We start from the raw sequence: 6,528 nt of genomic DNA, 5'->3' as shown, positions 1-6,528 counted from the left end.
TGGAATCTGCTTCATTCTTGAAACATGTCCATCTGAATAATGCTTCTTTAAAACCAATTCTACGCATTCTAACTTAAATGCATAGTCATACTTTACTTTTCTTTCCATAAATGCCCCAAATAGTGTCTAACTTTTTGGGGCATGTTCAAAAACAGAATCGGCTTTCGTTTTTTTATTTCTTTTTATAGTAAAATCACTTCTTCAGAATGCAGATCATAATAAGCTCCTATAATTTTGATTTTGCATTCATCTTCCTTTTTTTTCAAATAGTACTCCTAGATTTTATATTGCTAATTGTCTGCTATACATTATTTTTTTTTTACAACATATCTTACAAAATAATTATTTTGACTTTTTTGTCACCTCTAAATTTTGAAATTTTGCAATAGCAGGTTTTTATTTTACCTAACACTGCTGTACTACTTTTTTATTTGAGGGATTTTAAAATTAGGAAAAACAAAAGAAAAAAAATAAAAGTCTATAAATAAGAATCTTAGATACAATTAAAGAGCTAAAAACTCACAAAAAATAAAGAAAATATCCATGTATTAAAGCGAAATTTTTGAACTATACATTTTGTAATACTTTTCTTATTTATTTAAAAATCAGCACTTTAAAAATAGCAAATGACTTATTCTGATACTTTTAAAACTTTTTATACCACTAAAAAAAGACCTATCCGTATAAATTTGTTCCAATATTAAACAACATAAAAAGATTCAAAAAAAATTAATTGCACAATTATGAGAAATTTGAACAATGTTCCGAAAGTAATAATGGAATCAAAAAGTATTGGTCACCCTATAAATTTTAAATGGACAAAAAATAAAATAAATAAACTTCTAGATCCTTTAGAAGGAAATGAAGAATTGGAAAATTCTTTAATGCAGATTAATCACAAAGGTTCTGTTGGCTTAACGGCTGCTTTACTGGAGTGGATTTACTGGCGTTTTACAGGATATACACAAGAAATACATGATACTCAAAAACGTATTGAGGCACTTTGGTGTTCTATAGACAACAAAGAACATGTAAATCCGTTATTTTTTGATACTGAACTAGAAATTCCTGCCGTAGGATCGGTAAACGGAGCATTATGGATTGCCTTGATGAATGTTACAATGGTAGATGTGAGATACCGAAAAGGCTCCTATTATTTACAAAATGAACTTGTGGGATTAGTTTTATTAGCAAGACATATTACGCCAAAAAAGAAAAAATTTGACAAATGGTTCGAGCAGACGATTACTAGGTTAGCAAATACTCATCCTAATCCGTACAAAAATGAGAATTTAGACGAAAGTGACGAAGGCGTGTACGATCCATCAAACGAACCATTAATCTGCCGCGAATTTTTCTTTGATGAATCATTTAAATATTCAGTTGAAGAATCTGAAAACGCACTTCACAGCTTTATTGGAAATTTAGATCTTAAAGCAAATAGTTTTTTAAACCTTCCAAAAAAGGCATCTTAATTTTTTAATTCAAAAAATAACCCGTTTAGAAATACTAAACGGGTTATTTTATTAAGGTTTAAATTTTAAAGGAAGGTGCACCACTTTTTTGGTTTCAAAAAATTCATCTTCAAAATAATCTGCTAAATCGTATAAAGTAGCTTTTGGAAAATCTTTCAGCTCATCAGTCAAATCACCTCCTTTTAAATAAAGGATTCCATTTTTTAACATATGCTTATGCTGTTTTTTAATTTTATCATGTATCCATGAAACGAAATCGGGCATATTTGTAACGGCGCGGCTTACAATAAAATCGAAATCCCCTTTTACTAATTCGGCACGTTTTTGTTCTGATTTTACATTTTTTAATTCTAAAGCATCAGCAACTCCCTGAACAACTTTTATTTTTTTTGCTATTACATCAATTAAATAAAATCTGGTTTCAGGAAAAAGAATCGCCAACGGAATACCAGGAAAACCGCCTCCTGTTCCAACATCCAAAACTGTTGCTCCAGGTTCGAATTTCATGATTTTGGCAATTCCTAGCGAATGTAAAATGTGTTTTGTATATAAAGAATCAATATCTTTTCTAGAAATAACATTGATTTTTTCATTCCAATCGTGGTATAAAAAGTCTAATTTTTGAAATTGTTCGATTTGAAGATCGGTCAAATTTGGAAAATATTTCAATATCTCATCCATTGCTATAAATTTTTAACAAAAGTACTACTTTACGATTGAAATATTTAACTCAATTTTGCAAATTGAAAATTTATAATAATTACCTTTGAAAACTATTTAAATTAATTATGAATAACACTGCTCCAACTTTTGCACGGCAAGACAATTTAAAGTTTTTTAGAACGCTTAACTCTCGCGTTAACAATTACTTTAAAGAAAACAATATAAAGAAAACCGGAAACTGGCAGTTACATTTAAAAGCTGTTATTCTTTTTGCTGTTTTTTTAACTCCCTATTTTTTAATCCTTACGCTTGAGATGCCATTTTGGGTAATGCTTCTTTTGTCGATCGTAATCGGAATTGGAATGGCTGGTGTTGGAATGAATGTAATGCACGACGGAAATCACGGATCATATTCTACCAAAAACTGGATCAATAAATTTATGGGCGGAACCATTTATGTTCTTGCTGGAAATGTTTACAACTGGCAAGTACAGCATAACGTTTTACACCATACTTATACTAATATTCCTGGTCATGACGAAGATCTTGATGCAGGAAGAATTATTCGTTTTACAGAACATGCAGAGTGGCATCGTTTTCACCGTTTTCAACATTATTACTCTGTTTTCTTATACGGTTTATTAACTTTCAACTGGGCTATTACTACCGATTTTAAACAGATGCGTAATTACCTAAAAAGAAAACTATCTTACGGAGAACCAAAAAGTCCGAAGATTCTTTGGACCACTTTAGTAATTACAAAAATCATCTACCTTTCGATTTGGATTGTATTACCAATGGCAATTGGAATAACGTGGTGGAAAGTGCTTTTAGGCTTTTTTGTAATGCATTATACAGCAGGGTTAATCTTAAGTGTAGTATTTCAATTGGCACACGTTGTTGACCATACTACAAATCCAACTCCAAATGAATTAGGAGAAATGGACAATACATGGGCTATTCACCAATTGTACACAACGACAAATTTTGCACCAAAAAATGCCATCGTAAACTGGTATACAGGCGGATTAAACCATCAGATTGAGCATCATATTTTTCCAAATATCAGTCACATTCATTACGGTAAAATTGCAAAAATCGTAAAAGAAACAGCAAAAGAATGCAATTTACCCTATTACGAGTACAAAACGATGCGAAGTGCGGTTATTGCTCACTTTAAGCATTTACGCGATTTGGGTATGAAACCAGAATTATCAGTCTAAAAACTAAAAAAATCTATTAATAATTAACCTTCCTTAAAACAACACAGCAATTTAAGGACATTCAAAAATTTTATAATGAATCATATTCTTTCGGACAGAATCAACAACTTAGCGACTTCGCAAACATTAGCAATGGCGGCTTTAGCACGCGAATTGAAAGCACAAGGAAAAGACATTATCAGTTTAAGTTTGGGCGAGCCAGATTTCAATACGCCAGACTTTATTAAAGAAGCAGCAAAAAAAGCAATCGACGATAATTACAGCACCTATTCTCCTGTTGACGGATACCAAGATTTAAAAGAAGCTATCTGCAGAAAATTCAAAAGAGACAATGATTTAGAATACAAACCATCTCAAATCGTAGTTTCTACAGGAGCAAAACAATCTTTATATAACATTGCACAAGTAATGTTAAACGATGGTGACGAGGTAATCTTACCTGCACCATACTGGGTTTCTTATTTCGAAATCGTAAAACTTTCAGGCGGAGTTCCTGTTGAAGTTCCTACTTCTGTAGAAACTGATTTCAAAATTACTCCAGAACAATTAGAAGCTGCAATCACGCCAAAAACAAAAATGATGTGGTTTTCTTCTCCATGTAATCCATCTGGATCTGTTTACAGCAGAGAAGAATTAACAGCTTTGGCAAAAGTTTTAGAAAAACACCCAAATATTTATGTAGTTGCAGACGAAATCTACGAGCATATTAACTTCTCTGGAACTTTCTGCAGTATTGGTTCAATCCCAGGAATGTTAGAAAGAACAATTACTGTAAATGGAGTTGCAAAAGCATTTGCTATGACAGGGTACAGAATTGGTTATATTGGAGCTCCTGAATTTATCGCAAAAGCGTGTACAAAAATTCAAGGACAAGTAACTTCTGGTGCAAACTCAGTTGCACAAAGAGCTACTATCACAGCGGTAGATGCAGATCCAAGCGTATTAAACGAAATGGTTCAAGCTTTCCACGGACGTAGAGATTTAGTCGTTGGATTATTAAAAGAAATTCCTGGAGTAAAAATCAACGTTCCAGAAGGAGCTTTCTATGTATTCCCAGACGTTTCTTCTTTCTTTGGAAAAACTTTGAAAGGACACGAAATTAAAGATGCAAACGATGTTTCTATGTATCTTTTAGCAGAAGCAAATGTTGCTACAGTAACTGGAGATGCTTTCGGAAATCCAAACTGTATTCGTTTCTCTTACGCAACAAGCAACGATATTTTAAAAGAAGCATTACGCAGAATCAAAGAAGCGCTTACAGCTTAATTATTTTGCATGATATAGTAAAAAAGGGTGTTTTTCAACACCCTTTTTTCGTTTATTCCATTAGATGCAAAGCAATATCTTTTACTATCGAAGTTGGAGAATTGCATTCACAATTGCTTAAACCTACTACATAAATTTCTTCCTCAGGAATATAAACTCCCATCGATTTAAATCCGAAAATACTGCCTCCATGTTCGCGAACAGTTTTATTTTTGACCTTTTCCAAATGCCAGCCGTAGCCGTAATCTATATAAGTTCCGTTATTTAGCTTATAATTCTTAAAAGCCTTTTGAGTAAAAGTTTTACCTAAAATTATATTGTTATCTAAAGCATATTGCCATTTTGCCAAATCATCTACATTCGACATTATGGATCCCGAAGCATACGGAATAGAAAAACTAATATAATTGGCATTAATCAAACCGTCTTTGTCACGATAACCTGAAACTCTATTTTTTATAATTCTTTCGTTACTCGCATAAAACGTATTTTGCATTCCCACTTTCTTAAAAATATTTTTCGTTATAAAATCCTTATAACTCTCGCCCGAAACTATTTCAATAATGTATCCCAAAAGCACATAACCAGAATTGCAATATTTATACTGTTCGCCAGACTTAAAATCGATTGGCTCATTCTTAAAAAAATCGACCAATTCTTTTGGAGATAAATCTTCTCTGGCAATATTTTTAATCGCTTTCATGCTCGTAAAATCTTTAATTCCAGAAGTATGCGTCAGCAAATGATGAATCGTAATTTTGTTTCCATTCGTCGGATAATCAGGAATAAATTTTGTGATTTCGTCTTCCAATTTTAATTTTCCTTGTTCGGCCAATATTAAAATAGAAACAGCCGTAAACTGTTTGGTCATCGATCCAATTTCAAAAACAAATTCAGGTTTCATTTTTACATTCAATTCCAAATCAGCCGTTCCAAATGCTTTTCTGTACAAAATTTTTCCTTTTTTAACCACCAGAAATACGCCACCCGGATTTTCAGATTTAAATTTTGCCGGAATTAAGCTGTCTATTTTAGCTTCTAAATTTTGAGAAAATGCATTTTGAAAAAGCAGAAATGCAATAATTAAGAATTTTGAAATTGTTTTCATCTAATAACTGATTAATGATTGATATCTATTTCGACGATAAAATCAATATTTAGGTTACACATTCATTTATTTTGGGCGTGTTCGCCGCGGCGAATCGGGCTTTCCACTCCTATCCCTCACGCAAACAATCAACGAGAAATTATCATTTTAAAAAGAAAAAATCTGTTCTAATCTGCAATCCCGATAGCTATCGGAAGCGGGAAACAAAAACACAATCTTTCAAAATTCCCATTCTACAATATTGTAAAACATCAAATGTAATCCTGTAAAACAAAGCGTTATATAATTACAAACTTTGTAACATATTAATTTCAAAAAATTATATGTTATGATACATGCAGATGAAACCACAACAGAAACTATTAAAACTTTAGAAGGATTAATTTCTATTCTTGAAGATGGAAAACTAGGATATACCAATGCGGCAGAGCATGTAGAAAATCCAGCTATGAAAAGCGATTTTCTTGAATACGCCCGCGAAAGATCCTTGTTTATTGTAGAATTACAAAATCAAATTAACAAACTAGGAAAATCGACAGACACTTCTGGAGGAGGCCCACTTGGCGCTTTACACAGAACTTGGATTGATATTAAGTCAGCTTTCACAGGAGGCGATACCGAAGCCATTATAAACGCTTGTATTACTGGTGAAGAGGCCGCAGTTGAAAAATACAAAATGGCACTTGAAGACAATCATTTAGAACACGATCAGATTTACATCGTTTCAAAACAATTAAATAGTATTCAAAATACTTTATCACAAATTAAAATGAGAGCAAGCTAAACGATTCAT

General features: G+C 32.3%; 6 protein-coding genes. 4 read left to right on the top strand and 2 right to left on the bottom strand.

The window, feature by feature from the left end:
• The first annotated feature begins 743 nt into the window (after window positions 1-743).
• Window positions 744-1,475, top strand: coding sequence for a hypothetical protein (locus tag EG814_RS15370; RefSeq protein WP_125722782.1), 732 nt, complete (start codon window positions 744-746; stop codon window positions 1,473-1,475).
• A 51-nt stretch (window positions 1,476-1,526) separates the two neighbouring features.
• Here EG814_RS15370 and rsmG read toward each other — a convergent pair whose 3' ends face one another.
• Window positions 1,527-2,156, bottom strand: coding sequence for a 16S rRNA (guanine(527)-N(7))-methyltransferase RsmG (gene rsmG, locus EG814_RS15365; protein ID WP_125722781.1), 630 nt, complete (start codon window positions 2,154-2,156; stop codon window positions 1,527-1,529).
• A gap of 107 nt (window positions 2,157-2,263) precedes the next feature.
• On the opposite strand from rsmG, the gene EG814_RS15360 reads away from it, so the two are divergent.
• Complete coding sequence (locus tag EG814_RS15360; RefSeq protein ID WP_125722780.1) at window positions 2,264-3,361, top strand: fatty acid desaturase family protein; 1,098 nt, start codon at window positions 2,264-2,266, stop codon at window positions 3,359-3,361.
• A 75-nt stretch (window positions 3,362-3,436) separates the two neighbouring features.
• A complete protein-coding gene (locus EG814_RS15355) occupies window positions 3,437-4,627 on the top strand; it encodes a pyridoxal phosphate-dependent aminotransferase (RefSeq protein ID WP_125722779.1) in 1,191 nt (396 codons plus the stop codon).
• A gap of 52 nt (window positions 4,628-4,679) precedes the next feature.
• Here the strand turns inward: EG814_RS15355 and EG814_RS15350 are convergent, their stop codons facing one another.
• A complete protein-coding gene (locus EG814_RS15350) occupies window positions 4,680-5,735 on the bottom strand; it encodes a serine hydrolase domain-containing protein (RefSeq protein WP_125722778.1) in 1,056 nt (351 codons plus the stop codon).
• Between the two features lie 328 nt (window positions 5,736-6,063).
• On the opposite strand from EG814_RS15350, the gene EG814_RS15345 reads away from it, so the two are divergent.
• Entirely contained in the window at window positions 6,064-6,519 is a 456-nt protein-coding gene (locus EG814_RS15345; protein ID WP_125722777.1) for a ferritin-like domain-containing protein, read from the top strand.
• Window positions 6,520-6,528: the final 9 nt, after the last annotated feature.

Source organism: Flavobacterium ustbae (assembly GCF_003946915.1).
Taxonomy (GTDB): domain Bacteria; phylum Bacteroidota; class Bacteroidia; order Flavobacteriales; family Flavobacteriaceae; genus Flavobacterium; species Flavobacterium ustbae.
Note: the sequence above shows the minus strand (reverse complement) of the source record. Positions and strands in the feature narration are given on the sequence as shown.

Excerpts from the sequence above, each read along its gene's own strand:
- EG814_RS15360 (WP_125722780.1), top strand. The coding sequence starts at position 2,264 with ATGAATAACACTGCTCCAACTTTTGCACGGCAAGACAATTTAAAGTTT.
- EG814_RS15355 (WP_125722779.1), top strand. The coding sequence starts at position 3,437 with ATGAATCATATTCTTTCGGACAGAATCAACAACTTAGCGACTTCGCAA.
- EG814_RS15350 (WP_125722778.1), bottom strand. The coding sequence starts at position 5,735 with ATGAAAACAATTTCAAAATTCTTAATTATTGCATTTCTGCTTTTTCAA.
- EG814_RS15345 (WP_125722777.1), top strand. The coding sequence starts at position 6,064 with ATGATACATGCAGATGAAACCACAACAGAAACTATTAAAACTTTAGAA.
- EG814_RS15370 (WP_125722782.1), top strand. The coding sequence starts at position 744 with ATGAGAAATTTGAACAATGTTCCGAAAGTAATAATGGAATCAAAAAGT.
- rsmG (WP_125722781.1), bottom strand. The coding sequence starts at position 2,156 with ATGGATGAGATATTGAAATATTTTCCAAATTTGACCGATCTTCAAATC.